24 protein-coding genes are annotated in these 25,803 nt (G+C 64.3%); 18 read left to right on the top strand and 6 right to left on the bottom strand.

The window, feature by feature from the left end; genetic code table 11:
* The first annotated feature begins 232 nt into the window (after nt 1-232).
* The 5 genes from DT068_RS11745 to DT068_RS11725 all read left to right on the top strand — a co-directional run bounded on the left by DT068_RS11745 (nt 233) and on the right by DT068_RS11725 (nt 4,647).
* Nucleotides 233-838: a transglutaminase domain-containing protein gene (locus tag DT068_RS11745; protein ID WP_119390028.1), complete on the top strand. Its 606-nt coding sequence runs from the start codon at nt 233-235 to the stop codon at nt 836-838.
* A gap of 8 nt (nt 839-846) precedes the next feature.
* On the top strand, nt 847-2,412 hold the full coding sequence (locus DT068_RS11740) for an FGGY-family carbohydrate kinase (protein WP_162914153.1): 1,566 nt from the start codon (nt 847-849) through the stop codon (nt 2,410-2,412).
* A 26-nt stretch (nt 2,413-2,438) separates the two neighbouring features.
* Entirely contained in the window at nt 2,439-2,990 is a 552-nt protein-coding gene (locus DT068_RS11735; protein WP_119390026.1) for a VOC family protein, read from the top strand.
* Between the two features lie 81 nt (nt 2,991-3,071).
* A complete protein-coding gene (locus tag DT068_RS11730) occupies nt 3,072-3,935 on the top strand; it encodes a class II fructose-bisphosphate aldolase (RefSeq protein WP_119390025.1) in 864 nt (287 codons plus the stop codon).
* 1 nt (nt 3,936) lies between these two features.
* Nucleotides 3,937-4,647, top strand: a complete 711-nt coding sequence (locus DT068_RS11725) for an HAD-IA family hydrolase (protein WP_119390024.1) — start codon at nt 3,937-3,939, stop codon at nt 4,645-4,647.
* On the opposite strand, the gene DT068_RS11720 is transcribed toward DT068_RS11725, so the two are convergent.
* Entirely contained in the window at nt 4,648-5,556 is a 909-nt protein-coding gene (locus tag DT068_RS11720) for a MurR/RpiR family transcriptional regulator (protein WP_119390023.1), read from the bottom strand. It abuts the gene before it with no gap.
* A 318-nt stretch (nt 5,557-5,874) separates the two neighbouring features.
* On the opposite strand from DT068_RS11720, the gene DT068_RS11715 reads away from it, so the two are divergent.
* The 5 genes from DT068_RS11715 to gph are packed head-to-tail and all read left to right on the top strand — an operon-like array spanning nt 5,875 to nt 11,077.
* Nucleotides 5,875-6,858: a thiamine pyrophosphate-dependent dehydrogenase E1 component subunit alpha gene (locus DT068_RS11715; RefSeq protein WP_119390022.1), complete on the top strand. Its 984-nt coding sequence runs from the start codon at nt 5,875-5,877 to the stop codon at nt 6,856-6,858.
* Nucleotides 6,859-6,876: 18 nt separating this feature from the next.
* Nucleotides 6,877-7,884: an alpha-ketoacid dehydrogenase subunit beta gene (locus DT068_RS11710; RefSeq protein ID WP_162914152.1), complete on the top strand. Its 1,008-nt coding sequence runs from the start codon at nt 6,877-6,879 to the stop codon at nt 7,882-7,884.
* 20 nt (nt 7,885-7,904) lie between these two features.
* Entirely contained in the window at nt 7,905-9,122 is a 1,218-nt protein-coding gene (locus DT068_RS11705) for a transaldolase family protein (protein WP_119390020.1), read from the top strand.
* A gap of 21 nt (nt 9,123-9,143) precedes the next feature.
* Nucleotides 9,144-10,400, top strand: coding sequence for an acetoin dehydrogenase dihydrolipoyllysine-residue acetyltransferase subunit (locus tag DT068_RS11700; RefSeq protein WP_119390019.1), 1,257 nt, complete (start codon nt 9,144-9,146; stop codon nt 10,398-10,400).
* The gene (gene gph, locus DT068_RS11695) at nt 10,400-11,077 is read left to right on the top strand and encodes a phosphoglycolate phosphatase (protein ID WP_119390018.1); all 678 of its coding nucleotides are present in this window, start codon (nt 10,400-10,402) and stop codon (nt 11,075-11,077) included. Before DT068_RS11700 ends, gph begins: the two co-directional genes overlap by 1 nt.
* 143 nt (nt 11,078-11,220) lie before the next feature.
* On the opposite strand, the gene DT068_RS11690 is transcribed toward gph, so the two are convergent.
* Nucleotides 11,221-11,850, bottom strand: a complete 630-nt coding sequence (locus DT068_RS11690; RefSeq protein WP_162914151.1) for a hypothetical protein — start codon at nt 11,848-11,850, stop codon at nt 11,221-11,223.
* A 161-nt stretch (nt 11,851-12,011) separates the two neighbouring features.
* Between DT068_RS11690 and DT068_RS11685 the strand changes: the two genes are divergently transcribed.
* From DT068_RS11685 to DT068_RS11665, 5 genes are all read left to right on the top strand, one after another.
* The gene (locus tag DT068_RS11685; RefSeq protein WP_119390016.1) at nt 12,012-12,269 is read left to right on the top strand and encodes a DUF4212 domain-containing protein; all 258 of its coding nucleotides are present in this window, start codon (nt 12,012-12,014) and stop codon (nt 12,267-12,269) included.
* 11 nt (nt 12,270-12,280) lie between these two features.
* On the top strand, nt 12,281-14,479 hold the full coding sequence (locus DT068_RS11680) for a sodium:solute symporter family protein (protein WP_119390015.1): 2,199 nt from the start codon (nt 12,281-12,283) through the stop codon (nt 14,477-14,479).
* Nucleotides 14,480-14,553: 74 nt separating this feature from the next.
* Nucleotides 14,554-14,859 (top strand): YggT family protein, encoded by a 306-nt coding sequence (locus tag DT068_RS11675; protein WP_162914150.1) that lies wholly within the window; start codon nt 14,554-14,556, stop codon nt 14,857-14,859.
* A 7-nt stretch (nt 14,860-14,866) separates the two neighbouring features.
* Nucleotides 14,867-15,184: a hypothetical protein gene (locus tag DT068_RS11670; protein ID WP_119390013.1), complete on the top strand. Its 318-nt coding sequence runs from the start codon at nt 14,867-14,869 to the stop codon at nt 15,182-15,184.
* Nucleotides 15,185-15,241: 57 nt separating this feature from the next.
* Nucleotides 15,242-15,619, top strand: coding sequence for a hypothetical protein (locus DT068_RS11665; protein ID WP_119390012.1), 378 nt, complete (start codon nt 15,242-15,244; stop codon nt 15,617-15,619).
* 7 nt (nt 15,620-15,626) lie between these two features.
* Here DT068_RS11665 and DT068_RS11660 read toward each other — a convergent pair whose 3' ends face one another.
* The 4 genes from DT068_RS11660 to DT068_RS11645 form a co-directional block, all read right to left on the bottom strand.
* Entirely contained in the window at nt 15,627-17,732 is a 2,106-nt protein-coding gene (locus tag DT068_RS11660; RefSeq protein ID WP_119390011.1) for a DUF294 nucleotidyltransferase-like domain-containing protein, read from the bottom strand.
* A gap of 69 nt (nt 17,733-17,801) precedes the next feature.
* A complete protein-coding gene (locus tag DT068_RS11655; RefSeq protein ID WP_119390010.1) occupies nt 17,802-19,811 on the bottom strand; it encodes an AsmA family protein in 2,010 nt (669 codons plus the stop codon).
* 329 nt (nt 19,812-20,140) lie between these two features.
* Nucleotides 20,141-20,761 carry a hypothetical protein gene (locus DT068_RS11650; RefSeq protein WP_119390009.1) on the bottom strand — a complete coding sequence of 207 codons (621 nt, stop codon included), beginning with the start codon at nt 20,759-20,761 and terminating at the stop codon, nt 20,141-20,143.
* Nucleotides 20,762-20,768: 7 nt separating this feature from the next.
* On the bottom strand, nt 20,769-21,761 hold the full coding sequence (locus DT068_RS11645; RefSeq protein WP_119390008.1) for a sugar-binding transcriptional regulator: 993 nt from the start codon (nt 21,759-21,761) through the stop codon (nt 20,769-20,771).
* Between the two features lie 512 nt (nt 21,762-22,273).
* On the opposite strand from DT068_RS11645, the gene DT068_RS11640 reads away from it, so the two are divergent.
* From DT068_RS11640 to DT068_RS11630, 3 genes are all read left to right on the top strand, one after another.
* On the top strand, nt 22,274-23,851 hold the full coding sequence (locus DT068_RS11640; RefSeq protein WP_119390007.1) for an ABC transporter substrate-binding protein: 1,578 nt from the start codon (nt 22,274-22,276) through the stop codon (nt 23,849-23,851).
* A gap of 163 nt (nt 23,852-24,014) precedes the next feature.
* The gene (locus DT068_RS11635; protein ID WP_119390006.1) at nt 24,015-24,950 is read left to right on the top strand and encodes a carbohydrate ABC transporter permease; all 936 of its coding nucleotides are present in this window, start codon (nt 24,015-24,017) and stop codon (nt 24,948-24,950) included.
* A 3-nt stretch (nt 24,951-24,953) separates the two neighbouring features.
* Nucleotides 24,954-25,799, top strand: coding sequence for a carbohydrate ABC transporter permease (locus DT068_RS11630; protein WP_119390005.1), 846 nt, complete (start codon nt 24,954-24,956; stop codon nt 25,797-25,799).
* Nucleotides 25,800-25,803: the final 4 nt, after the last annotated feature.

Here is a 25,803-nt window from a genome sequence, read left to right as displayed (position 1 = left end):
GCGGCGCAGGCACCTGAAGACGTTCCGGACGGAGGTGGTTTCTCCTAGAATGTCAGCGCAATTCATGAAAAAAATTTGCAAATATAGGTGAATCCTGCTGGACGCTGCTGGACCCTTCGTGCATAGTTCTCGGAAAGACAGAAAATAAGAAAATTGCTTTCAGGGAGGCATCCATCATGGGCGGGACGCGCCGCACGCCGAGCCGGGCAAGCGCAGCTGCGCTGGAACGGTCATGAGAGCAGAAGCGTCCTATCCGCAACAGCTTGATGCCTTCCTTGCCCGCCATGCCGGCGGGCTGAGCCTGCCTTCCGTGCCGGCGATCTATCATGCCGTGCGCAATCTTATTTATGCATCCGACGGCAATCGCGATCCCGCCATCGTCCTGAAGACGGGCAGGGGCGCCTGCACCGGCAAGCACATCTTATTGCGCGACCTTCTGCGCCGCGTCGGCTGGCACGCCGATGTCGAATTCGCCGCGGGAGATTTCGCCAGGGGCATGCCGGCGGTCGCCTCGATGCCTGAGGCGCTTGCCCGCTGGGTGCGCGCCGGCGGCATCCGCGATTTCCATTGCTATGTCGTCTGGCATGACGGCATGCGCGAGAAAAAACTCGACGCCACCTGGCCCGATGCTCTGGCGCCCTTGGGCTTTCCGGTGAATGCGGCCTGGGACGGCAGCGGCGATACGTTGATCGCGCTCACCCCCGACGGCCACATATCGCGCGCCGAGGATGTGATCGAACACAAGGCGAAGCTCGTCGCGACCTTGTCCGAGCAACAACGAAAAGATCGCCGGAGTTTTCTCGAACTCCTGACGAAATGGATGCCAGAGGAAGCATAGGAGGAAACATGCCAAAGGGACGCGTCAAGGCGTTTGTCGGCATCGATGCCGGAACGACCGGCTGCACCGTGATGATCTTCGACGAGCGCGGCAATGCCTTGGGCCATGGCTACGAGGAATATCCTTGCGTATCGCCCAAGCCGGGCTGGAGCGAGCAGGATGTCGAATTGGTCTGGGCCGGCATCTGTTCGGCCTCGCGCCAGGCCGTAAAGAACGCCGATCTGCCGGCCGAGGCCTATCGCTCGGTCGGCCTGTCGAGCCAGCGCGGCACGTTCCTGATGCTCGACGACGACAAGCGGCCGCTCGCCAATTCGATCGTGTGGAATTGCGGGCGCGCCCTCAAATATCGCGACATCTTTGCCAGGGAAATTTCGCCGGAAGAGCATCAGACCCATACCGGCATGCAGCTGAGCCCGATCTGGGCGGCGGCGAAGATCGCCTGGCTGCGCGACAATGAGCCCGCTCTGTTCGGCAAGACGCGCTGGTTCGCCAATGGCCAGGAATATTTCCTGCGCCGGCTCGGCGCCGAGGAATGGGTTACCGATCCGGCCTCGCTGACGCTCAACGGCATGATGGATATCCGCAAGCTCGACTGGAGCGACCGCATCCTCTCCCTGTGCGGCATCGGGCGCGACCGGCTGCCGCCGGTCGGCATCCCGTCGGGCGAGGCGGGTGTCCTGTCGAAGGAAGCGGCCGAGGCGACCGGCCTGCCGGCCGGCATCACTTTATGCCGCGGCGCCGGCGACCAGCAATGCGCCGCGATCGGCGCCGGCGTGATCCGCCAGGGCATGGCCGAGTTCACCGTCGGAACATCGGGCGTGATGGTAGCGCATCTCGACAGCCTCGATCGCATCAAGGGGCGCAATCTGTGGTGGGGCGGCCATGGCGTGCCGGGCGCCTGGGATATCGAGGGTGCCGCCTTCAGCCTCGGCGCCTGTCTCAAATGGTGGCGCAACAATCTCGGCCGCAACGAGCTCGATGAAAGCTCGCGCCAGGGCCGCAGCCCCTATTCGATCATGGTCGAGCAGGCCGGCAAGTCGCCGCCCGGCGCCAAGGGAGCGATCTTCCATTCCTTCCTGACCAGCCAGGTCACGCCCTATTACGACGCCGCCTCGCGCGGCGGCTTCCTGGGCCTCGGCCTCTATCACGACCGTCAGGACATGATCCGGGCGCTGCTCGAAGGCTGCGCGCATGAGATGCGCATGGTGGTCGATGCCTTCGACAGCGACATCGATGGCGGCATCAATGATTTCCGCCTGACCGGCGGCGGCACCAAGTCGGACGGCTTCGTGCAGATCATGACCGATATCATCGGCAAGCCCGCGCGGGTCACCCGTGAAAGGGAATGCACCGTTCTCGGCGCTGCGATCCTGGGCGCCTTCGGCTCGGGCGCCTTCGCCACGATCGACGAGGCGGTCGGCGCCATGGTTCAGGTCGAGGCCGAGTTCGAGCCCAATGGCAAGACCGGCAATCTCTACAACGACCAGCATCAGATCTATCGCGGCTTCTATGAGGCGATCGCCGCCGCCGGACAATATCAGCAGCTCGCCGATTTCGTGGCGCGCCACTACTGAAACATCGCAACGAAAAGGAGATCACAATGCCAATTCCGGGAATGCGCGGCATGGAGCATATCGGCTTCACGGTGCCCGACATCAACGAAGCCTGCGACTTCTTCGAGAAGATCCTGGGAGCCGAAGTCCTGTTCACCGCCGCCACCAACTTCAAGGCCGATGGCGACTGGATGAAGGTTCATCTCAATGTCGATCCGCGTTGCGTCATCACCGAGTTCCGCTATCTGCGCTGCGGCAACGGCACCAATCTCGAGGTCTTCCAGTATGAGGCGCCCGACCAGAATCCGCTGCCGCCCAAGAACAGCGACATCGGCGGCCATCACCTCGCCTTCTATGTCGACGACATGGCGGAAGCGGTCGCCTTCCTGAGGAAGAACGGCGTCAAGGTGCTGGGCGAGCCGACTTCCTATACCGACGGGCCCAATCTCGGCCTGACCTGGTGCTACTTCATGGCGCCCTGGGGCCAGCAGCTCGAGATCGTCTCGGCGCCGAAGGGCACCGTCTATGACGATGAAGCCAAGAAGTCGGGCAAGACGCGGTTGTTCCACCCCAAATATCTGGAAGAGACGAAGATCTGACCGGACGACGGCCGAAACCCAGCCGAGGCGGGTCGCCTCCCGCCTCGGCTCGTCCATGTTTTATTTCAGAGGAGAGGTCGAATGCCCCTCATATCGATGCGGCCCATGCTCAAGCAAGCGCAGGCAGGCCGCTACGGCGTCGCCGCCTACAACATGATCGACTACAACAGCGCCCGCTCGATCGTCGAAGGCGCCGCCGACCTCAAGGCGCCGGTGATCGTCCAGGTATCGGTCAAGACGGTGCGCCATTGGGGTTATGCGCCGGTTGCCGCCTGGGTCCGCATGCTGGCCGAGGGCGTCGATATCCCGGTCGCCCTTCATCTCGACCATTGCAGCGACATCGATGTCATCCGGCGCTGCATCGATGCCGGCTGGACTTCGGTGATGTTCGACGGCTCGGCGCTGCCCTTCGCTCAGAATCTCGAGCGCTCGCTCGAAGTCTATCGTTTGACCGAAGCGGCCGGCATCGGGCTTGAGGCCGAGATGGGCGCCATTGGCGGCACCGAGGACGACAAATTCGTCGCCGAGGACAAGGCGCTGCTCGCCGATCTCGATGAATGCGTCGCCTTCTGCAAGGAGATGCCGAAGCTCGCCGTCTTCGCGCCGGCGATCGGCACGGCGCATGGCTTCTACAAGGGCGAGCCCAAGATCGCCTATGACCTGCTGCGCGCCATCACCCGGCGCGTCGATATCCCGATCGCGCTGCATGGCGGTACCGGCCTCAGCCAGGAGCAGTTCGACCGCTGCATCGCCGGCGGCTGCGCCAAGGTCAATATCTCGACCATGCACAAGCGCTGCTTCATCGATGGCTTCGCCGATCTCAAGACCGAGAAGCCGAAGCTCGGCGAGCCCTTGCCCTTCATCATCCGCCAGTATGAGGCCATGAAGCACGATGTGAGCGCGATGGTGCGCGCTTTCGGCTCGGTCGGCAGGGCGGGGGCCTGAGATGAGCGCCATTGCCGCGGTGATCTTCGATTGCGACGGTGTGCTCGTCGATACCGAGCGCGACGGCCACCGTGTCGCCTTCAACCGCGCCTTCGCCGAGCAGGGCGTCGCCGCGCAATGGTCGGTCGAGCGCTATGCCGAGCTGCTCTCCACCGCCGGCGGCAAGGAGCGCATGATCCGTCATTTCGACGAGACCGGCTGGTCCGTTGCCGCGGCGGAGCGCGATGGCCTGATCAAGGCGCTGCATAAGCGCAAGACCGACCTCTTCATGGAATTGATCGAGGCGGGAAGCCTGCCGCTGCGCCCCGGCATCGCCCGGCTGGCGGATGAGGCGATCGCGGCCGGCCTTCGCCTTGCCGTATGCTCGACCTCCAACGAGCGCGCGGTGACGCGGCTGGTCGAGGTGATGCTGGGCTCATCGCGCGCCCGGCACATATCGATCTTCGCCGGCGACATTGTCGCCGCCAAGAAGCCGGATCCGGCGATCTATAATCTCGCGGCGAGGACGCTGGCGCTCGATCCGCGCCGCTGCGTCGTCGTCGAGGACAGCCATATCGGCCTCACCGCCGCCAGGGCCGCCGGCATGCGCTGCATCGTCACTCGCTCGGCCTATACCGCGGATGAGGATTTCCGCCTGGCGGACATCGTCGTGCCGGATCTCGATGTCGGGATCGGTCTGGCCCACTGCCGGGCGCTGGTGGAGCGGTATTGATCAGCGCTCGCCGCCGCGCAGGCGGTAATGCTTTTCCAGCGCCTGGCCGGTGGCCTTGAGGTGCTTGGCGGTCTTGGCGCCGAGGCGGAACAGAAGACCCAGATAGAGCAGGTCGATCAGGAACAGCTGGCTGATGCGGCCCTCGAGGAAGTCGCCATAGAGCGGGATCGAGGGGGTCGAGGAGTTCCAGGTGGTGAGCGTGACATGCGCCGCCTTGGCGACGGGCGATGTGGCGTCGCTGGTGATCGCGATGGTGGTGGCGCCATTCTCGCGCGCGATATCGAGCGCCACCGCGACGGTGTCGGTCTTGCCGGTATGCGAGACGCCGACCATGACGTCGTTCGGCGTCATATTGGCGGCGCCGATCGTCTGGGTATAGCCGTCGCGATAGGAGATCGCGTCGAGCCCGGCCTTGATGAAGAGATGCGCCGCCTCGTCGCAAATGGAGGCGGCACCGCCGACGCCGACGAACAGGATGCGCCGCGCCGCGCACAGCGCCTCGACGGCCCGCTCGAGCCGGGCGCCGTCGAGCATGCGCTGCGTGCCCTGCAGGCTCGCGGCGAGGAGGGCTGCAAGATTGCCGCTGGTGGTGACGAGCGAGTCGTTCTCGTCGATCTCGACCGGGACATTGGCGAAGGCGGTGCGATGGCGCGACCCTTCGGCCAGCGACAGCTTGAGATCGGGATAGCCTTGATAGCCGAGCGCCCGGCTGACCCGGCTGATCGTCGCCTCGCTGACGCCCAGCAATTGCCCGAGCTCGGTGATCGACGCATTGAGCCGGCTGCCGGAATGCTCGCGCAGATAGTCGGCGACCACGCGCTCCGATTTCCTCAGATTTCCGTAGCGCTCCTGGATGCGGTGCAGCAGGTCGCCGTTGGGTGTCGCTGCCGTCGAATGTGTATCGGTCATCAGCTGGGTAAGTGAGCGCGTGGTGATGGCCGCAACTTAGCGCCGGGATTGCAAGAAAGCAATTTTCCTCCGCAGAACCCCACATCTTTTGTGAATATTTGCAGCTATAGGCATGATAGTTGTTTAAAATCAATATGTTAAAAGAATTTTTCACATTTGGGATGCATTTGAAGGTTGTGGAAGGGGATGGGGCATCACCTTGGGCAAAATGATTCTTTGCAAAAAATTTTCTCGACAAGCCCGCCAGTTCAGTTGTAGGAGATATCGCATCAACCATATGTTTTCGCACAGAAACGGCAATACGGGGAGAGCGCGAAAATGGACGAGGCGGCCAAGAGAAACGCGCCTTCACGTGAGTTTCTGGAGAAAATTTTCCGCACGGCCTATCGGATCAGGGTCTTCGAGACGGAGGGAATCAAGCTCTACCGCCAGGGTCTGATCCGTGGCTATTTCCACCCCTATCTCGGCCAGGAGGGCATCGCGACCGGCGTCTGCGCGGCCCTGCAGGAGGGCGACTACATCGCCTCGACCCACAGGGGTCACGGCCATTGCATAGCCTGGGGGGCGGATGTGAAGCGCATGGTCGCCGAGCTTCTCCAGAAGGAGTCGGGCTATTGCCGCGGCTATGGCGGCTCGATGCACATCGCCGATATCGCCAGGGGCAATCTCGGCGCCAACGGCATTGTCGGGGCCGGCACGCCGCTCGGTGTCGGCGCGGCGCTGGCCGCCCAGATTCGGGGGTCCGATGCGGTGACCGTCACCTTCACCACCGATGGCGCCTCCAACAACGGCACCTTCCTCGAATCGCTCAATCTTGCCGCCATCTGGAATCTGAGCTTCATCCTCGTCATCGAGAACAACCAGTATGCCGTCTCGACGCCGATCGAGGAGGCGACACGCGATCCCGATCTCTACAAGCGCGGCCTGAGCATCGGCGTCGAAAGCCATCAGGTCGACGGCAACGATCCGCTCGCCGTCTATCACCTCACCCGCGAGGCGGTGGAGAAATGCCGCGCCGGCAAGGGACCGATCCTCATCGAAGCGAAGACTTTCCGCCATATGGGCCATCACGTGAACGATCCCGGCAAATACATGCCGGAGGAGCGCCTCGCTTATTACAAGGCGCGCGATCCGATCGACCGGGCGCGCACCGCGCTCATCGAGATGTCCGGCGCCGACAAGGCCGACATCGCTGCGATCGAGGCGGAGATCGCGGCCGAATTCGCCGAAGCCGTCGGCTTCGCGAAGGAGAGCCGCGAGATCACGCCCGCCGAGTTCCGGGAATTCGTGGCCGCTTACTGACGCAAAGCCGAAAGGATCATGACAATGCGGGAGATCATGTATCGCGAGGCCTTGCGCGAGGCCATCGATGAGGAAATGCAGCGCAACGGCGATGTCTTCATCATCGGCGAGGGCATCGCCGAGCGCGGCGGCTCCTACAAGGTGACCGAGGGCCTCCTGGCGAAATACGGGCCGAAGCGGGTGCGCGACACGCCGATCGCCGAGGCCGGCATGATCGGCGTCGGTGTCGGCGCCGCCATTGCCGGCGCCAGGCCCATCGTCGAGATTCTCTATGTCGATTTCGCCATGCTCGGCATGGACATGCTCGTCAACCAGGCGGCGAAGTTCCGCCTGATGACCGGCGGCGACGGGCGCGTGCCTTTCGTGATGCGCACCCAAGGCGGCGCCGGGGGCGGTGTCGCCGCCCAGCATTCGCAGAGCCTCGAGGCGCTCTTCTATCACATACCGGGCCTCAAGGTGGTGATGCCCTCGGTGCCCGCCGATGCCAAGGGCCTGCTTAAATACGCATTGCGCCAGGACGATCCGGTGATGTTCCTCGAGCACAAGCATCTCTACATGACCAAGGGCCCGGTGCCGGAAGGCGAGCATATCGTCGAATTCGGCAAGGCCGACATCAAGCGCCCCGGCAAGGATGTCACCATCATCGCCTGGTCGAACATGGTCCCGCGCGCGCTGGAAGCCGCCGCTGCGCTCGCCGAGGAAGGGATCGAGGCCGAGGTCGTCGATCCGCGCACGCTGGTGCCGCTCGACAAGGACACGATCCTTGCCTCCGTTGCCCGGACGAACCGCGCCGTCATCGTGCAGGAGGCGGTGCGCCGCGGCGGCGTCGCCTCGGATATCGCCTCGATCATCCAGGAAGAGGCCTTCTATGATCTCGATGCGCCGATCGAGATCGTGGCCGGCCTCAACATACCGATCCCGTTCAATCTCGAGCTCGAGAAAGCCAGCGTGCCGCAGAAGGACGATGTGATCAGGGCGGCGCGGCGCGCGCTGCATATCCAGCCCATGGCCATCGCGGCAAAGTGACCGCGCGAGGAGAAGGCAAGATGACGCTGCATGTTCTCGAAAGGCTCGCCGCCACGAATCCCGACAGTGAGATCTGGTGGGATTCATCGCCGCTGGTCTATCCTGGCTGGAAGGCCGATTTCCTGAAGGGCGCCCCCGCCGGCAAGCGTGAGATCTGGACCGACCAGCTCACCCGCCTGTTCGATGCCGATGCTGCGCAGGACGGCGTCATGGGATTTCGCGGCGTCACCACCAACCCGCCGCTGTCGCTGCAGGCGATCCAGGCCGATCCCGATTTCTGGATGGCCGAGATCCGCCGCATCGCCGCCGAGCGTTCCACACGGGACGTCGAGACGGTCTATTGGGCGCTCTATCTCGAGATCGTGCGCCGCGGCGCCCGGATGATCGCGCCCGTCTACGAGAAATCGGGCGGCAAATATGGTTTCCTCTCGGGCCAGGTCGATCCGCGTCTCGTGTCGAATGGCCGGCGCATGCTGGAGCAGGGACTCGAGCTCGCGGCCTTGGGCCCCAATGTGATGGTCAAGATTCCGGGTTCCGAGGCGGGCTATCAGGTCATCGAGGAGCTGACCGCGCGCGGCATCTCCACCAACAACACGACGTCCTTCACCGTCGCGCAATATATCGCCTGCATGAATGCGGTGTCGCGCGGCCGCAAGCGCGCCAGGGCCGCCGGCATCAATCTCGCCCGCTGGCGCTCGGTCATCACCCACATGTCGGCCCGCCTCGGCAATGTCGGCGATCTCAAGGCGCAGGCCGACGCGCGTGGAATAGCTCTCTCGCCGGAAGATGTCCTGCATGGCGAGCTCGCGGTAATGAAGCGCGCCTATCATCTGGGCAAGCGGCAGGGCCATCCGAGCAAGATGCTGCAATGCTCGATGCGCGTCGTCGATCCGGGGCCGGACCATGCGGCATCGAGCTGGCATATCGCCAAGCTCGCCGGCGGCGATTTCGTCTATACCTGCCCACCCGGCTATATCGCCCAGCTCATGCAGGTCGAGGATCGCCTCCCACCCTTCGATCCCGCCGCGATCGATGAAGAGGCGCCGTCGGATGTGCTCGACCGGCTGATGCGCATTCCCTATTTCCGCCAGGCCTATGAGCCGGACGGCATGAAGCCGGAGGAGTTCAGCCAGTTCGGCGCCTTCGTCGCTACCGCCGCGGAATTCGCCGGCGCCACCCGCAAGACGGTGGACTTCGTGGCACGCGCCGTCGAGCAGTCCGAACGCCGGGCGGCGTGACGCAATTCGGGAGTGAGCTTTATGGCCGAACCAGTACTCGTTCCTCAGGTCGGGCAGGATTTGACCGAGGCCAAGATCGTCGCCTTGCATGTGAAGCTCGGCGACAAGGTGAAGAAGGGCGATCTCGTCGCCGAGGTGGAGTCGGAAAAGGCAAGCTTCGAGGTGGAGGCCTTCGCCGCCGGAACGGTCATCCATATGCCCTACAGGCTGGGCGACGTCGCGACCGTGCTGACGCCCCTGCTGCTTCTGGGTGAGCCGGGTGAGGCGGTCGATGCCGCCGACAACACGATGCCGGCGGCCGCGGCTCCGGCAATATCGGCGCCGGCCGCCATGCCGGCGGCGTCAACTGACGGAATTCTGAGGTCATCACCGCTGGCGCGCCGGCTCGCCCGAAGCAACGGGCTCGAGCTCCGGCGCATCATGGGCAGCGGTCCCAAGGGCGCCGTCATTCGCCGTGACATCGAGGCGGCACTCGCCGGACGCAGGGGAGTGGTTGATGCGACGCCAACGGCCGCGGCAGCGATCGCCTTTCGCGATCTCAAGGCCGGCACGGGCGATCCCATCGTCTTCATTCACGGCTTTGGTTCCGATCTTTCCTCGTGGCGGTCCTTCCTGGGCAATCTGACCCTCGCCAATCCGATGCGCGGCCTCGATCTGCCGGCACATGGCGCCTCGCCGCCGCTGGAGGATGCCGATTTCGCAACCATCGTGGCGCAGGTCGGCCAGGCCCTGGCGGCGCAGGGAGAGGCCGGCATTCACCTCGTCGGCCATTCGCTGGGCGCCGCCGTGGCGGCCGCCATCGCCCGGCGCGGCAAGCCCAAAGTGCGCTCGCTGACGCTTCTGGCGCCGGCCGGCCTCGGGCCCCGGATCGATGGCGAGTTCATCGCCGGCTTCCTCGCCGCGCAGACGGAGGCGGCGCTCGCCAGCTGGCTTGGCAGCCTCTTCCATGATCGCGCCGGAATGCCCCAGGCGATGGTCAGGGCGACGCTGGCGGCGCGGGCGGGAAGCGGGCTCGCGGCCGGCCAGAGGCGCGCCGCGGCGAAACTGTTCGAAGGCTCGACCCAGCTCTTCTCCATTCGCGAGGCGCTCGATCATTTTGACGGGCCATGCCGCGTGATTGTCGGCGTCGAGGACGCCATCATCCCGGCGGCTCAGGCGACAAACCTTCCGGGCCATGTGGCGCTTCACCGGCTCGCCGGCGTCGGCCATCTGCCGCAGATCGAAGCGGCGGCGCTGGTCGGCCGCCTGGTCGCCGAGACGGTCAGGGCGGCCGGTTGATGGCACGGCCCCGCGGCATCGTCGTCTTCGATCTCGACGGCACGCTGGTCGACAGCGCGCCCGATCTCGCCGATGCGCTCGATGATCTCCTGATCGAGAACGGCCGCGAAGCTCTGGGCCTCGATGTTGCCCGCGCTTTGATCGGTCACGGCATGGACAATCTGGTGCGCCAGGGCCTGGCGCGGCGTGGCGTGACGGTTGAAGACGACGGGCTGCGTCACTTGGCCGACCGGTTCCGCGAAATCTATGCGGCAAGATTGTCGCGCCGCACCCGGCCCTATGACGGCGTCGTGGCGGCGCTTGCCGGACTCGGCGACCAAGGATGGCGGCTGGCCGTCTGCACCAACAAGCTCGAGGCCTATGCGCGCCAGATCCTCGCCGATCTCGGCCTCATCGCCCGCTTTGCGGTGGTTTCGGGGCCTGACACCTTCGGCGTGGCGAAGCCCGATCCGCGCCAGCTGTTGCGCACCATCCAGGCGTCGGATGCTCCCGGCCGGCCGGCGGTGATGGTGGGCGATTCCGAGGTGGACGTCGCGGTGGCCAAGGCTGCGCGCGTGCCGGTCATCGCCGTCACCTATGGCTATGCCAAGCGGCCTCTGGCCGAGCTCTCGCCTGACGGCCTGGCCGATCGCTTCGACCAGGTGCCGGCGCTGGTCGAAGGTCTGTGTCGATCATGAAACGAAACCGGGCGGCAGATGCCGCCGGCCTGTTTGTCATGCGATGATCGCTCAGGTCTTGGCGACGAGACGCGCATCACCGGATCAACCATGGTCGTGCGTCCGTCGTAGGGGTATCGCCGCGGCACTGTTGCGCGCTGCCGTCAGCCGACAAGCGCCTTCGCCAATCCTTTTATGTCCGCGCGTTCGGTGAATTCGGTGCCGATCTCGGTCATGTGGAAACGCAAGGTGTTGCGGAACATGATGAAGTCATGCTGGCGCAGAATCTCGTGAACGGGGAGGTGATCGAAAATCTCGCGGGCGCGGGCATCGGGGATTGCATGGACCGGCTTGGGCGGACCCAGGCCGGCAGCGCCGAGATCATGATCGAGGGCCTCGATGGCGGCCTGCCAGAAATTCGGCTCCTGGCCGGGCGGGAGGGGATATTCGGCGAATACGCCACGCGCGAGCTCGACGAAGGCCGCATGGAGTTCGGGCAGGGGCTGTATCGCATGGGGACGAATCAGTCCCTCCGCCATTTCCGTCAGCATCGAATAGGCCGCCGGATAGGAGGCCCAGCGCGAGCGCTCATAGGCGGCGAGGAAAGCGGGCTCCGACAGAAGCGTCGAGAACATCATGTTGGCGCGCGCCTGGGCATATTCCATGATCGATTTCTGCACCAGGAACGCTGCCCGGCTGGCGAGAAATTCCCTGAGCTGATCACGGCTTGCGACGGGCTCGGGAGCGAAAAGGCCTTTGACGGTCGACCACAGGCTCATGCGCCATGATGGCATTTATGATCTGAAAGTTGAAGCCGCCACCTTGCCCTGCGCCGACGGATTTCTCGCATGAGTCCAAAGTTGAATAAGGCCGTTGCGTCATTGGTGTTAGTTGTAATGCCGCCCGAAAAAGGGGAACGCGGGCGCAACGACCACGGAAATGGGAGGAACCGCCAATGGCAGGTCCGGATACCGAAGGTCACTGGGGAGCGACATCGAGGCTCATGTGGATCGCACTGGCGGTCTGGGCCTTCTTCTCCTTCGTGATCCACTTCTTCGTCAATTCACTCAACAGCATCGTCATATTGGGCTTCCCACTCGGCTTCTACATGGCCGCGCAGGGATCGCTCATCGCTTTCGTCGTGCTGCTCTTCTGGTTCGCCAGGAGGCAGGATCAGATCGATCGCCAGTTTGGCGTCGCCGAAGACGATTGAGGGGATGACCTATGGCAACTGAATCAAAAACCGCCTCCGGCGACTTTCTCAACAACCTCGGCAAGGTCTACGGCATTTATGCCGGCGGCTTCCTGGGCTTCGTGATCCTGCTGGCGATCCTCGAGCAACTGGGCCTTCCGGACCGCGTGCTCGGCTATTTGTTCGTCGGCTTCACCATCCTCGTCTATGCCGTCATCGGCGTATTGTCGCGCACGGCGCAGGTATCCGAGTATTATGTGGCCGGCCGCAAGGTCCCGGCTTTCTACAACGGCATGGCGACCGGCGCCGACTGGATGTCGGCCGCGTCCTTCGTCGGCATGGCCGGAACCCTCTATGCTCTCGGCTATGACGGTCTGGCCTTCGTTCTCGGCTGGACCGGCGGCTATGTGCTGGTGTCGGTGCTGCTGGCGCCGTTCTTGCGCAAGTTCGGTGCTTATACGGTGCCGGATTTCCTCGCCGCCCGCTATAACGGCAACCTCGTGCGCTTCCTGGGCGTCATCGTGCTCGCCGCCTGCTCCTTCACTTATGTGGTGGCGCAGATCTACGGCACCGGCATCATCGCCTCGCGCTTCCTCGGCCTCGACTTCCAGATCGCGGTCTATGCCGGCCTCGGCGGCATCCTGCTCTGCTCGATGCTGGGCGGCATGCGCGCGGTGACCTGGACGCAGGTCGCCCAGTATATCGTGCTGATCGTCGCCTATCTCACCCCGGTGGTCATCCTGTCGGCCAAGAACTACGGCATTCCCATTCCGCAGCTCACCTACGGCCAGGCTTTGCAGGACATCACGGCGCGCGAGCAGGAGATCGTGGCGCAGGGCCTCAATGTCGCCAACACATTGAAGCCGCATATCACACCTTTCCTCACCTACGACAAGCTCAACTACTTCGCGCTCATCCTCTGCCTGATGGTGGGCACGGCATCGCTGCCGCACATCCTGATGCGCTACTTCACCACGCCCTCGGTGCGTGATGCGCGCAAATCGGTGGCGTGGTCGCTGTTCTTCATCTTCCTGCTCTACTTCACGGCGCCATCCTACGCGGCCTTCGCGAAGCTCGAAGTCTACACCAATGTGATCGGCCAGAGCCTCGATCAGCTGCCCGCCTGGATCAGCACCTATTCCAATCTCGGACTGGTGAAGATCTACGGTGTCACGCTGCAAGGTCTCGCCGGCACCATCGGCGCGGTGAAGGCGGCGATTGCCGCAGGCGCCGCCGACATGGCGAGCGTCGCGGCGACGCTGCAGTCCAAGGGCCTGACGAGCGAGCTTGCGGCATGGTCCGCCAATGTCGATCCGGTCAAGGCGGTGGTGTTCGATGCCGTCAAGGCCAATGCGGCGATAACGGCGCAGGAGATATTCAATCCGGCGATCCATGCCGCCTCGACCGCCGCCGGCAACACCTCGGGCCTCCTCGGCCATTCCGGCCTGTCGATCGACAATGACGTGATCGTGCTCTCGACCCCTGAGATCGCGGGCATGCCCTATGTCATCGCGGGCCTTGTGGCGGCGGGCGGACTCGCGGCGGCTCTGTCGACGGCGGACGGCTTGCTGCTCGCCATCGCCAACGCGCTGTCGCACGACGTCTACTACAAGATGATCGACACGCATGCGCCGACGGCGCGTCGCCTCGTCGTGGCGCGCATCCTGCTCTTCGGCGTGGCCGTGGCTGCCGCCTATACGGCAAGCACCAGGCCCGCCGATATCCTGGCGATGGTCTCCTGGGCCTTCTCTCTCGCCGCGGCGGGGCTGTTCCCGGCTCTCGTCCTCGGCGTGTGGTGGAAGCGCGCCAACAAATGGGGCGCCATCGCCGGCATCATCGCGGGCTTCGGTATCTGCGTCTATTATCTCGTCGGCACCCGCTACTATGCGGTCGGCTTCTACGAGATGTGGAGTGGATTGTCGGGCGCCTCGGAAGCGGCGGTCACCAAGTTCAACGACCTCAAGGCGGCCTTTGAAGGCGCCGCGCCCGAGGCCAAGGCAGCCGCCTGGAAAGCGCTCGATACGCATGCCCAGGCGATTGCCAACTGGTTCGGTGTCCGCAATATCTCTTCGGCCCTGTTCGGCCTGCCTGCCGGCTTCATCGCCATGATCGTGGTGAGCCTGCTGACGGCCGCGCCCTCGAAGCAGATGCAGGACTTCATCGATGAGATCCGCCGCCCGAAGGGCAAGGAGCTCATGGAAGGCGGCAACCTGGTTCGGGAAGTCCACTGAACCCGGTGCATGACACGAGACGGGGCCTCAGGGCCCCGTTTTCTTTTTGCGCTTGCCATGATTGAATGGACGCGATGAGTTCCCTGCTTCCCTATTGGTATTTCCATCTGCCGAACTTCGTCCTGGCCGCGGTGATGTATACGCTGATCGGCCGGCTCTTGCTTTCGTTCTTCGTGCCGGAGAACTGGACCAACTATATCTGGCGGGCCTTCGTCGCGATCACCCGGCCGGTCGTCGGCACCGTGCGTCTGGTGACGCCGGCCGTGCTGCCGGGCATCGTGGTGATCATCTTCTCGGTGCTTTGGCTCATGCTGCTGCGCCTGGCGCTCGTCGCCTTGTTCGGTCATTTCGGATTGCTGCCGGACATTTCCAATGGGTGAGAGTGGAATGAGCCAGCACCATCTGGTCGTCATCGTCGGCCTTGCCATCCTGAACGGCATTTTTTCACCGGCGCTGATCGCCGTCTTTGCCCTTCATCCGGTATGGTACCCGTCGTTCCTGCCGGTGATCGTGCCGCTTCTCTTCCTGCTCAGCTCGCTGATCACGGCCACGCTGACCTTGATGATCGGCGGCGTGCCGGCGGCTCTCTACGAGCGTCTCTCCGGACAATCTCGGTCGGCCGTGGCGGGCTATGTCTGGCTGGCCGGCGTTCTGGTCCTGACATTGCCGTCATTGCCGGGGATCATGAAGGCCCTGGGTCTCTGATCCGGGCATCATGCGAATGTGAGCTGCATGGGGCGGCTGCGATGATAAGGTCCTGGGATGCAAGCTGTCGAGCAAGCCGCCTATCTCTCGGTCGGACGCGCCTGTGGCTTCGGCGCCCTTGCCATATTCTGCTCCATGGTCGGACTGAGCTACGATCCGAATCTCGCCGCCAGATCCGGTGGTCTTTTGACCATGCTGATGACCGCCATTCTGGTGATGCGCGCTCTATCCGCGCCGCGACGGCCTTATGCGAAGACGGAAACCTGGTTGATGCTCGAAGTCTCGCAGCGTCCGTCGGCCCATGTCGCCCAGCAGGTCATAGGCCTGGCGCTGCGGGATGCCTATTTCTGGTATGCGCGATCGACCGCGACCGTAGCCGCCCTTTTGCTGGTGACGGCCTTGGTGCTGCCGTTCCTGGTCGCCATGATGGAGTAAGGCGGGATCAGGCGAGGGGATCGCCCAGCGCATTTGCCACATCCGGCACTTGCTTCAGGGCCCAGCGCAGGCGGTCGCGCTGCTCGGCCTGAAGGTCTGCGGGCGCGACGCGGTTGGAAAGCGGCACGCCGCTGCGGATATCGCGCAATTGCTGGGCCAGGACGGCATCGAGAAGGATCCGGTGCGCGGCGATGAGGGCGGATGCGAGCTCGGGCGCCAGCGCGCCCAGATCGCGGGCGGCTTCGAGACGGGCGGGCGTCGATCTTTCGTCAAGCCCGTTCTGCAGGGCGAGGACGCGCGCCGTCGAGAACAGCGGCATCAGCCCGCCGAGCTTGAGATCGACACGCCCTTCGTGGCCGCGCAGACGTCCGAACCAGCCGAGCGGCGACTGAAAGGAGCTGGCCCTGAGCGCCAGGAACTTGGTGAGCTCGGGCGCCTGGGCGGCCGCCCTGCGGCTTTCCTCGAGCAGTGACCGTCCCAGCGCGAGATCGCCATGAACGGGGGCGGCATCGAAGAAGATATCGACGCTCAACAGGTCCTCGGGGTCGAGCCGTCCCATCCACGTGCCGACCTTGCGGCGCCACTGGGCGAGCGACATGCGCCACCCGCTTTTGCTTGCCATCACGCCGCCGGCACACAGCGGAACGCCCGCGGCGTTGAGGATGGCCGAGACGCGTTCGCCGAGAGCGGCAAACCATTGATCCGCTTCGCCGCCGGGCTCGCCCTCGGCAAAGACGATCGCGTTGTCCTGATCGAGAGCGAGCAGGCTCTCTCCGCGCCCGCCGGAACCGAGGACCAGATAGCAGTAGGAGCAAGGCGCGGATCCCCGGCCGGCCGCGCGGAATTCGTCCTCGGCGATCTTGGCGGCGCGCCGGGTGAGATCGCGCAGCTCGCCTGAAATGACGGCGGCGATGTCGCGGACATCGACTTCCTCGCGCACCAGCGCCGCGGCGACGAGCGTCAGCCGCGACCATGCTTCGCCCAAAGCGCGGGCGGTGCGCGCTTCCTCGATCGCATCGCCGAGCGCCACCGCGTCCTGGGCCCGCTGGCGCAGGAGATCGCGCGCCGACAGGGCGCCGACGATATTGCCGTCCTCGTCGGCGACGCCCAGATGGCGGAACTGCCACCGGTTCATGCGCGAAATGGCGCGATAGACGAAATCGCCCGCCTGCACGGTCTTGAGCGGGAAGCTCGCTATGTCGGCGGCCGGGCGCTCGAGCGCGGTTTGCGGGTCGGCGGCGATGGCGCGCAGCGCGTCACGCTCGGTGATGATGCCCCAGCGTGTCTCCGGCCCATCCGGCCGCACGAAGATCGAGCTGATCTGGCTTTGCGCAAACGCGGCCAGCACCTCGCGCAGGCTTTGCACGCGCGCCACGGTCGCAGGGGGGCTCGCCATGATGTCGGCGGCCACATGCCGGTAGGGATAGCTGTCGATGCGCACCAGGGTCGGATCGGCGGCCGGGGGCTCTAGCGAATGCCAGCCCGCCGCCGCTTCCTCCACGGCGCGCGGCGCAAGCTTGCGGCAGGCCGCCTCGGCTTCGCCCAGCAGGCGGATGTGGCGGTCGCGCAGGAGGGGCACGAGACGAAGATAGATGCGGGCGGCGAGCTTCGCGTCGGGCAGGGCCCGGTGGCGATCGCTGACGGCGATGCCGAGCCGCCCCGCCAGCCCCTCGAGGGAATGCTCGGCAAATTCCGGCATGGCGAGGCGGACGAGATGGCGCAGATCGAGCGCGCGTGGTGCCTGCCACGGCAAGCCGGCGCGGCTGAACTCGCGCTCGAGCATCGCCAGATCGAAGCCCAGGGCATAGCCGATGATCAGCCTGTGGCCGGCGAAGGCCGAGAAGCTTCGCCCGGCCTCTCCGAACTCCGGGGCGCCGGCGAGGTCTTCCGTGTTTATCCCATGGATGCGCCGGGAGTCCTCCGGCACGGCGATCCCCGGATTGACCAGGCACGAGAAAGTCTCGTCCTTGACGATGTGGCCGCGATGGATCCTGACCGCCGCAAGCTCGATGATGCGCGCCTGGCGCGGGTCGAGCCCGGTCGTCTCCGTGTCGATGGCGACGGCCGGCACCGTCAGCAAATTGGCGCCTGGCGATAATGCGTGGGGTCTCATCCGCTGGGTTCTCCGCCAGCGGATGTTGGCATGGATCGGGATCGCCGGGAAACCGGTTTCCGCCCCGGTCTATTGACTGTCGCCGAACAGCCCCTTGAGCAGCTTCTGGCCCTGGTCCTCGATCATCTGGCCGGCTTCCCGGCCGGCCTCCTCATTGCCCAGCACCTTGCCGATCTCGCCCGAGACCTTGTCCTTGATCTGGGTTTTGACGGCCTGGCCCGCCTGCTCGATGCTCGCGGTATTGCCCTCGCCGACCAGCCTGCGCAGCGTGTCATAGGCGGCCTGCGGATTGTCCAGTATGCCTTTGACATCGGGATAGATCTTGGGGTTGGCCCACGGGCCCTTGGCGATGATGGGCACCGACAGGCCGGCGAGATCGAGCCCCTGCGCCGCCGCCATGGTGAGCGTCGGGCTCACCTTGAGATTGAGCGCCTGGCGCGGCAGGTCGATGATGCCGCCGCCGCTCACCGACAGGACCGGGCTGACGAAATTGATGTCATTGGTGTTGGCGAGGCCGTTCACCACCGTGAAGCTAGCGCTCAACCCCTCGAAGGGCGTCCTGGCATCGCCATCCTGGCGCCAGCCGGTCAGGATATTGGTGCCGAGGCTTCTGACCATCGCCTCGATATCGATGCCGCGCACGGCGCCTTTGGTGAAGCTGAGCGCAGCTGTCCCATTGAGCGAGGCGATGAGCTCCCGCTGCGAGTGGCCCTTGGCGGCGAGAGCGAGGCGGGCGCCTGCTGTTCCCTCGAAACGCTCGAGCCCGGCATAGTCTCTGAGCAGGCGCAGGCCATCGAAGCCCCGGGCGTCGAGGGTCATCTGCAGCGCCGGCACCTTGCCGCCGCCGTCAAGCACCAGGCGGCCTTGCGCCCTGCCGCCATAGAGCGCGATCTGGCCCAGCCTGGCATCGAGCCGGCCGTTCTTCAGCGTCGCGTCGATGGCGATCTTGCCGGTGGTGAGGTCGCGATAGATGAGCTGGTTGGCGCTGAGCTTGAGCTTGGCATCGATCACGCCGAGGCCTTGGAATGCAATGGGGGCCGTGCTCCAGCCGGTCCCGGCCTTTGCCTGCGCTGTTGCGTCCTGTGGCGGCAGATAGCGGTTCACATCGATCGTGTCGAAACCGAGGCTGGCGCTCACCTCAGGCCTGCTCGTGAGGTCGAGCGCCACATCGCCTTGCGCGGCGAGCCCATCGAGCGTGATCTTGGCCTTGCTGAGCTTGAGGCTCTTGCCGCCAAAGGCGATGCGGCCATTGATCCGGGCGGGACCGAAGCCCGGTCCGTCCGGCACGGCGATCCTGGCCCAGCGGGCCAGCTCGCGCAGCGATCCCGTCGCCGCAGTGATCGTGCCGTCGAGCGTCAGGCCGTCGCGCATGACGGCCTCGCCTGTGAAGCCGAAATCGAGCCGCTTGCTCTTGACCGCAAGCGACAGGGGCGAGCCTTCCGTCGCCAGCGCGGTCGGCGCCCTGACGGCGAAAGCCAGCGTGATTTCATCGCCCAGGGTCTCGAGCGAGCCTTTGACCGCGACCGGGCCGGTCAGCGAATCGAGTGTCACGACGAGGTCGACATTCTGCGCCATGAAGGCCTTGCCGGAGCGCTCATCGAGGAAGCGCGCATCGCCGTCCTCGATGGTGATGGGCGCGATCGATCCCGTCTTGATGCCGGGACCGCTGCCGCCGGTCTGTTCCGTCTCGCCATTCGACATTGCCCAGTTCGGCCGGCCCTCGCCGTCGATGACGAGCGAGAGCTTCGGGCGGATGAAATGCAGCTCCTTGATGTCGAGCCGGCGATCGAACAGTGACGCGACTTCGACGCGGATGCGCATCTCGTCCATCTGCGCGAACTGGCCCTCATACATGCCGGGCGGATTGGAGAGCCGGACATCCTTGAGGGTCACCGCGAAATCCGGCCAGAAGACGAGCTTCGGCGCCTCCCCGATCGTCAGTGTGCGGCCGGTCTCGGCCTTGATCGCCTGCTTGAGCTGGCCGCCGATGAAATCATGCGGGATGATGAAGGGCAGCGCCAGCACGCCGGCAATGAGCAATGTCAGGAACGCGCCGCCGAATGCCAGTACCCGCTTCATGGGACTCCTCCCGAAGGTAGGAGAACGAGCGTAGCTGATTCGGTATACAGATCGTTAAAACCGGGTTGGGAAGGAACCTCCCTCCGCCGCGCGCAGCGCGGGGAGGGTGGCCGCCCGACCTTGCTCCGCCGAAGCGAAGCCTCGGCTTCGCGAAAGCGAGAGGGCGGACGGGTGGGGTCTTGCCGCCGCGGCGGATCTAATGATTGGCGTGAGTGCGCTGCTTGCAAAATCTCTCTTGCGTAGACACCCCACCCGTCGCGCGTTCCGCGCGCCACCCTCCCCGCGCTGCGCGCGGCGGAGGGAGAAATCGGATGTTATCGGATCACGCTCTACACCTTGTCGTCGAGGAGCTTGCCGTGCTGGGCGAAGGCCTTGCGCAGCCACAGCACGCCGGGCGCTGCCCAGTTGGGCTCGCGCCCGCAGACGAGGTCGAAGAAGCCGACCGCGGTTTCGGGGTCCTCATGCGTGTTCTCGCGGAACGAGTTCCAGAAGCCCGGATCATCGGTGACCTCGGCCGGCGTCGGCTCGTCATCGCCCAGTTCCTTGAGGATGGCGGCCGCCACCGACAGGCAGAAGCTCGTATAGGCATAGCCTTCGGGCCAGCGCGCCAGCGGATGATCGATGCCGCCCGGCAGCGTCGGCAGCTCTTCCCCCTGGCTTGCCTTCAAGGGCGCGGCGACGATCAGCTCGCGCAACATGAGGCCTGCCGCATAGATCACATAGTCGTTGCGGTTGACATCGGCCAGGTGCTTCGACTGGTCGAATTTCTGCCGCCAGCGCGCAAAGGCTTCGGCGAGGGCGGCATGATCGACCTTGGCGGTGAGGCCCGTGCCCTTGAACAGCAGGTCGAGATTGCGCTGGAACGACCAGACGATGGTGCGGAAGCGCCGCGCCTCATGGCTGAGGTCGTCGACCTTGAGCACTTCCGGCTTGAGCGGGGTCAGCATCATGGCGGGGTCACGTCCTCCTGATCAGCAGCTCGCGGGCCGTCGCCTCGTTGGTGATCAGCACATTGCAATCGATGAGCTTGATGGCCCCGAGCAGCGTGTCGACCTTTTCGTTGCCGCCGGACGCGATCATCCGCTTCGGCACGTCGCGCAGCTGGTCGATCGGGATCGACATCACTCTTTTATTGATCGGGTGATCGACCAACCGGCCCTCGCGATCGAAGAAATTGAACAAGATGTCGCCGACGGCGCCGAGCCGGATCAAGGCGGTGCGGTCCTCGTCGGAAAGCAGATCGAAGCGGAAGGCGGTGGAATCGGGCGCCATCGTCCCGCAGCTGAGCACCGCCATGTCGAGCCGGTCGGCGCGGCGCAGCACGTCGCGCAGGCCGCATTTCTCGATCAGCGTTTCCCGCGTCTCGGGTGAATCGACCACGGCCGGCGCGGTGAGGAGATAGCAGTCGGCGCCCACCATGCGCGCCACCTGCCAGGCGAATTCGGACGGGTTGTAGCGGCGCGCCTGCACGATGCCGCCCAAGAGCGAGATCACCTGGACATTCTCGAGCTCGCGCGGGGCCAGTGTCTGCAGCGATTCATAGAGTGTGGCGCCCCAGCCGACGCCGATCGACATGTCGTCGGTGAGATTGTCGGTGATATACATGCCGGCGGCGACCCCGATCGCCTTGGTGGTCAGCGCCGGATTGGAGGGCTCGGGCACCACCATCGCCTCCTTGAAGCCGAAGGCTTCCTTGAGCTGGCCTTCGAGCTCCAGGCATTCGGCGACATCGCCCTCGATCCAGATCTTCACTTCGCGCTGGCGGATCGCTTCATTGATATTGCGCACCACCGTGACGCGCCCGATGCCGAGCCGGTCGGCGATCTCGTTCTGGGTCAGGCCCTCGACATAATACATCCAGGCAATGCGCATGCGGTTGCGCGCCACCCGTCCGGGGCTGGCTTCGCCGGCGGCGGCTTTGCCTCTTCGTGTTGGCGTCTTCTCGAGCATGTCGCCTGTTGCTTATCCTCCGGCTGGTCCTCAGGGGGAATAGCTTAGCATAATGTGTTCGTCTCGCCTTTATGTTCAAGGTGACAGAGATACAAAATGCGAAGCGAGTATACGATTGTATCCTGTAATTGTCCAATTTTGAGCCACGGAGCGGGGCGATAAAGGCCGTCATCAGCATGATTTAACGCGAAAACTCGCGCAGACGGCATGTTTCATGCTGCAAAGCAGCATTATTTTTGCCGCGAATGAATTACGAAACATTTGCATTCGAAATTGTAGTTTAGTACTCTCACTCCAATCGAAGAATAATCACCGTCACGAAACGGGTGTGGGAGGAGCATGGTGCCGTCTGCCAGCAGCAATATCTTGCCGCTCGCCTTGATCGGTTCTTGCCGCATTTTTCCGGGATTCTGTTGCGCGACCGCGAGGTTGCGGAGAACTGGCGCGATGTCCGGCCTGACATTGCGCCCAATCAAGCCTCATCAGGCCAATCCTAGGGAGGAGAAAGAGTGATGTTGCACAAACCAGCCGGTCGTCTGTCGCGCCGGTCCTTGCTGAAATCGGCCACGGCCTTCGGCGCCGCGGGCCTCGTGGGCACGGGCGGCGTCAGCCTGTTCAATGTGCGCCGCAGCCTCGCGGCCGAGCTGCCGGATCCGGCGAGCGTGCTCGCCAAGATCAATGTCGGCAATTACGTGAAGAAGGACTATCGCGAGCTGTACAAGCTCGCCGATGACGAGCAGTTGTGGGATCCCGGCAAGGACTGGATCCGTACCGTCGACTGGGAGCAGGTGCGCAAGGAATTCGCCGGCAAGACGGTCAAATTCGCGATCGGCGCCGCCGATGCCGAATCCGCCGCCGACGGCCTGAAGCCGTTCCAGGAGCTCTCCGGCATGACGGTCGAGCTGGTGCCGATCCCGGACGACTCGCTCTATGACAAGGTGGTCGCCGAATTCATTTCCGGCAATGCGAGCTTCGATGCGCTGCAGTTCTTCTCGCCCTGGCTCGGCGATTTCGCCGCCCCTGGCTTCCTCGCCAAGCTCGACGATTATGCGGCCAAGTGGAAGCTGCCGATCGATGACTTCTATGACACCTACAAGCTCAATTACGGCATGTGGGGCGGCAAGGGGCTCTATGGCATTCCCTTCGACTGCGACATCCAGCAGATCCATGTCCGCTCGAAATACTTCAAGGAAGTCACCGGCGGCGATGTCGACGCCAAGAGCACCATCAAGACCTATGACGACCTGATCCGCTTCTCGGCCGAGCTCAACAAGACCGACAAGGGCGTTGCCGGCGTCGGCTTCATGGCGGCCCGCGGCTTCTGGTCGACCTATACCTGGGAGCATCTCGCCGCCCAGTTCGGCGTCGATCTCTTCAACGACAAATGGGAGCCGGTGTTCAATTCCGATGCCGGCGTCAAGGCGATCGAGACCATCCTGGCGCTGCAGAAGAACGCGCCGGCCGGTGTCGCCGGCTGGGGCTGGGGCGAGAACCGCGCCGCCTGGCTCGGCGGCCAGCTCGCCAGCAACATCTCCTGGCAGGATTCCGGCACCCAGGCGACGCGTCCCGACCAGAGCAAGATCGTCGGCGACGTGATCACCATCTATGAGCCGCGCGTCGAAGGCGGCCGTTTCGCGCCGCCCAACATCGCGGGCTCGACCTCGGTCGTCACCGCCTCGTCGAAGAATCCGGAAGGCGCCTTCCTGATGCTGGCCTTCCTCACCACCGCCTCGATCATGGCGATGAACGAGGCCAACGCCAATGGCGTGGCGCCGGGCTATCGCTCGGTCCTCACCAATCCCAATCTGAAGAAGGTCTCGCAGCCTGCCGAAGTCTGGGGCACCGAGCTCGATTATGCCTGGTGCGCCCCGCGTTTGCCCGGCATGTTCGAGATGGAGCAGGTGCTCGGCAACGAGATCAACAAGGCGGTCGTCGGCCAGACGACGCCGAAGGAGGCGCTCGATGCCGGCGTCAAGGCCTGGCGCGAGATCATGGACAAGAACGGCTTCTATTCCGGAACGCCGCCCATCGATTATGCCGCCGTGGTGGATGCGACCTGGGTCGGCAAGGGCAAGACGCCGCCGGTCTGACTTGGGTAACGAGGCGTGATAGGCTTTGTTCGGCCTGTCACCCTCACCCTGAGGTGGCCGCGTAGCGGCCCTCGAAGGGTCTGGTGCAACAGTCTCGCTTTATCCTGATGGATGCTTCGAGGCTAGCTTCGCTCGCACCTCAGCATGAGGATGTTTCGACAGAATGGCTCAAGCCATCACACTGAACTCCGGACGGGCGGCGCAGGTCGCCCGTTCGCCTCTCAGGAGGCGCCGCAGCCCGCTGCAGCGCAAGGCCTTTCCCTATCTGCTGGTCGCGCCGGCGGTGATCTACCTTCTGGGCATCACCTTCTATCCCGGCCTCTATGCGATATATCAGAGCCTGTTCCGCGTCCGCTTCAACAGCTGGACCTTCATCGGGCTCGACAACTACAGCAAGCTTCTCGCCGACAATGAGTTCTGGGCCAGCCTGTGGAACACCTTCCTCATGGGCTCGGGCGCGCTCCTGCTTGAATTCCTCATCGCGCTGACGCTGGCCGCCCTCGCTTACCGCGATCCCTTCATCCGCAGCTGGCGCATCGTCTTTCTCCTGCCGATGCTGTTCATGCCCTCGGCGGTCTCCTTCATCTGGAAGCTCGCTTTCAATGACGGGCGCGTGGTGTCCGATCTCCTGATGCGCATCGGCCTCATCGGTCAGCCGCTCGATTTTCTGGGCGATGTCTGGCTCGCCCGCCTCTCCCTCATCATCACCGATGTCTGGCAGTGGACGCCCTTCCTGTTCGTCATCTTCGTCGCCGCACTGCAGGGCCAGGATGCCGAGATCGAGGAGGCGGCGCGCCTCGACGGCGCCCGCTGGTCGCAGATTTTCTGGAACATCTCGCTGCCGATGCTGCGCCCGATCATCGCGGTCGCCCTGGTGCTGCGCGGCATCGACATCGTCACCATGTTCACCTCGATCTTCATCATCACCGGCGGCACGCCGGGCGGCGCCACCGAGACGATGAGCTATTTCATCTACCGCACCGGCTTCAAGCGCTTTGACTTCGGCTATGCCTCGGCCGCTTCCGTGCTGCTGCTGGCGCTCACCGTGATCATCGCCCAGAGCTTCGTGAAGCGCTTCTTCCGTTCGGGGAGAGACTAGACCATGGCCAGACGCCGCAAGACGGGCAATGCCGGATCGCTGCTGCTGCGCTATCTGGTGCTCGGCTCCTGGGCGCTGTTCTGCGTCGCCCCGATCATCTGGTTCCTCACCATCGGCCTGCGCCCGCGCACCGAGATCGTCCTGCCGCAGCCGCTCTATTTCCCCACCTTCACGCTCGATGCCTGGAACATGATCTGGTCGTCCTGGCCGATGGGTGCCTATTTGCGCAATTCGCTCATCGCCATCTTCGGCAGCGTCCTGATCGATCTCCTGCTCGCCATTCCCGCCGCCTATTCGCTGGCGCGCTACAAATACCGCTTCCGCGAGGATATCGGCTTCTACATCCTCTCCACCCGCATGATGGCGCCGGCCGTCGTCGCCATTCCGATCTTCTTCCTGTTCAAGACGATGGGCCTGCTCGATTCGGTCTGGGCGCTGATGCTGATCTATGCGGCGATGAACCTCTCGCTCGTCACCTGGATCGTGCGCTCCTATATGCTCGACATCCCGCCCGAGATCGAGGATGCGGCGAGGACCGACGGCGCCTCCGACCTGCGCATCCTGGTGTCGATCATCGTGCCGATGTGCCTTCCGGGCATCATCACCGCGGGTGTCATTGCCGTCATCTTCGCCATCAATGAATTTTTGTTCACATTGCTCATCGCCTCGACACAGAACGCCTATACGCTTTCGGTGGCGCTCGCCAACTTTACCGGAGGCTCCGACGGCATCATATATAATGCCATCGCCATGGTCGCCTTCATTGCCTTCGTGCCGGCCATGCTCCTGGTTGTCGCCATCCAGCAGCATCTCTCGCGCGGCTTGACGATGGGCGCCGTTAAGGGCTGAATAG

The sequence above is a fragment of the Taklimakanibacter lacteus genome, from assembly GCA_003576695.1.
In the GTDB taxonomy this organism is placed as follows: Bacteria; Pseudomonadota; Alphaproteobacteria; order Rhizobiales; family Aestuariivirgaceae; genus Taklimakanibacter; species Taklimakanibacter lacteus.
This window is presented reverse-complemented; position numbering and strand designations above follow the sequence as displayed.

Coding starts and splice junctions, on each gene's coding strand:
- DT068_RS11655 (WP_119390010.1), bottom strand. CDS start 19,811: ATGAAGCGGGTACTGGCATTCGGCGGCGCGTTCCTGACATTGCTCATT.
- DT068_RS11640 (WP_119390007.1), top strand. CDS start 22,274: ATGTTGCACAAACCAGCCGGTCGTCTGTCGCGCCGGTCCTTGCTGAAA.
- DT068_RS11660 (WP_119390011.1), bottom strand. CDS start 17,732: ATGAGACCCCACGCATTATCGCCAGGCGCCAATTTGCTGACGGTGCCG.
- gph (WP_119390018.1), top strand. CDS start 10,400: ATGGCACGGCCCCGCGGCATCGTCGTCTTCGATCTCGACGGCACGCTG.
- DT068_RS11725 (WP_119390024.1), top strand. CDS start 3,937: ATGAGCGCCATTGCCGCGGTGATCTTCGATTGCGACGGTGTGCTCGTC.
- DT068_RS11715 (WP_119390022.1), top strand. CDS start 5,875: ATGGACGAGGCGGCCAAGAGAAACGCGCCTTCACGTGAGTTTCTGGAG.
- DT068_RS11710 (WP_162914152.1), top strand. CDS start 6,877: ATGACAATGCGGGAGATCATGTATCGCGAGGCCTTGCGCGAGGCCATC.
- DT068_RS11685 (WP_119390016.1), top strand. CDS start 12,012: ATGGCAGGTCCGGATACCGAAGGTCACTGGGGAGCGACATCGAGGCTC.
- DT068_RS11730 (WP_119390025.1), top strand. CDS start 3,072: ATGCCCCTCATATCGATGCGGCCCATGCTCAAGCAAGCGCAGGCAGGC.
- DT068_RS11635 (WP_119390006.1), top strand. CDS start 24,015: ATGGCTCAAGCCATCACACTGAACTCCGGACGGGCGGCGCAGGTCGCC.
- DT068_RS11665 (WP_119390012.1), top strand. CDS start 15,242: ATGCAAGCTGTCGAGCAAGCCGCCTATCTCTCGGTCGGACGCGCCTGT.
- DT068_RS11720 (WP_119390023.1), bottom strand. CDS start 5,556: ATGACCGATACACATTCGACGGCAGCGACACCCAACGGCGACCTGCTG.
- DT068_RS11675 (WP_162914150.1), top strand. CDS start 14,554: ATGAGTTCCCTGCTTCCCTATTGGTATTTCCATCTGCCGAACTTCGTC.
- DT068_RS11705 (WP_119390020.1), top strand. CDS start 7,905: ATGACGCTGCATGTTCTCGAAAGGCTCGCCGCCACGAATCCCGACAGT.
- DT068_RS11645 (WP_119390008.1), bottom strand. CDS start 21,761: ATGCTCGAGAAGACGCCAACACGAAGAGGCAAAGCCGCCGCCGGCGAA.
- DT068_RS11700 (WP_119390019.1), top strand. CDS start 9,144: ATGGCCGAACCAGTACTCGTTCCTCAGGTCGGGCAGGATTTGACCGAG.
- DT068_RS11735 (WP_119390026.1), top strand. CDS start 2,439: ATGCCAATTCCGGGAATGCGCGGCATGGAGCATATCGGCTTCACGGTG.
- DT068_RS11690 (WP_162914151.1), bottom strand. CDS start 11,850: ATGCCATCATGGCGCATGAGCCTGTGGTCGACCGTCAAAGGCCTTTTC.
- DT068_RS11630 (WP_119390005.1), top strand. CDS start 24,954: ATGGCCAGACGCCGCAAGACGGGCAATGCCGGATCGCTGCTGCTGCGC.
- DT068_RS11745 (WP_119390028.1), top strand. CDS start 233: ATGAGAGCAGAAGCGTCCTATCCGCAACAGCTTGATGCCTTCCTTGCC.
- DT068_RS11740 (WP_162914153.1), top strand. CDS start 847: ATGCCAAAGGGACGCGTCAAGGCGTTTGTCGGCATCGATGCCGGAACG.
- DT068_RS11680 (WP_119390015.1), top strand. CDS start 12,281: ATGGCAACTGAATCAAAAACCGCCTCCGGCGACTTTCTCAACAACCTC.
- DT068_RS11670 (WP_119390013.1), top strand. CDS start 14,867: ATGAGCCAGCACCATCTGGTCGTCATCGTCGGCCTTGCCATCCTGAAC.
- DT068_RS11650 (WP_119390009.1), bottom strand. CDS start 20,761: ATGATGCTGACCCCGCTCAAGCCGGAAGTGCTCAAGGTCGACGACCTC.